Raw genomic sequence first — 629 nt, forward strand, 5'->3', positions numbered from 1 at the left:
GCGGTTCCACGGGGGTCCAACCCTGCGCCAGCGCACCGTCGGGCGCGGGCGTGTCCAGGAGCCCGTAGCCGGACCAGAGCCGGTAGGGCAGCTCGTTCAGCAACGAGGGCGTGGTGATCGCCGTCGTCGTGCGTTCGCGACCGAGGGGCGACCCGCCGCCCTGGCTGGGCTGCAGCACCACCGACAGCTGCTGGCGACCCTCGGGGACCGCCGGGATGGCGGCGTCCCGCTCGGCCGACGGATCGGCGCGTCCGCGCACCACCAGGAGCGCGCCGTCGGAGCCGTCGACGACGAAGGGAGCGACGAGCCACACGTCGCCTCGCGTCATCTCGCCCCGCACCCAGAACTGCTCGTCCACCGGCCCGAACCGTCCTTCGACGGTCACGCGCCGGTCCTGCAGGTCGGTCCGGAACGGCTGGCCCAGCCCCCACACGTCGACGATGGGAGCCGGCGCCGCAGCGGCGGACTCGCGCGCCGCCTCACCCTGGCGCGACTCGTACGCGCCGAGCTGCCAGAACCCGCCGGCCACGCACGCCGCCAGCGCCACCAGCGCGAACAGGTGCAACGGCGTGAGCCGCAGCCACAGCCGCGCGGTGGACGGCCTGGCCGCGGACGTCACGATCAGGAGG

Annotated in this window: 1 protein-coding gene; it reads right to left on the bottom strand. The window is 75.0% G+C overall.

Annotated elements, in window-relative coordinates; translation table 11 throughout:
- A partial coding sequence (locus tag ASF38_RS04865) for an SURF1 family cytochrome oxidase biogenesis protein (RefSeq protein WP_200914413.1) occupies positions 1–619 on the bottom strand: 619 nt, incomplete at its 3' end.
- Between the last annotated feature and the right edge of the window lie 10 nt (positions 620–629).

The sequence above is a fragment of the Aeromicrobium sp. Leaf272 genome, from assembly GCF_001422865.1.
Lineage (GTDB): Bacteria > Actinomycetota > Actinomycetes > Propionibacteriales > Nocardioidaceae > Aeromicrobium.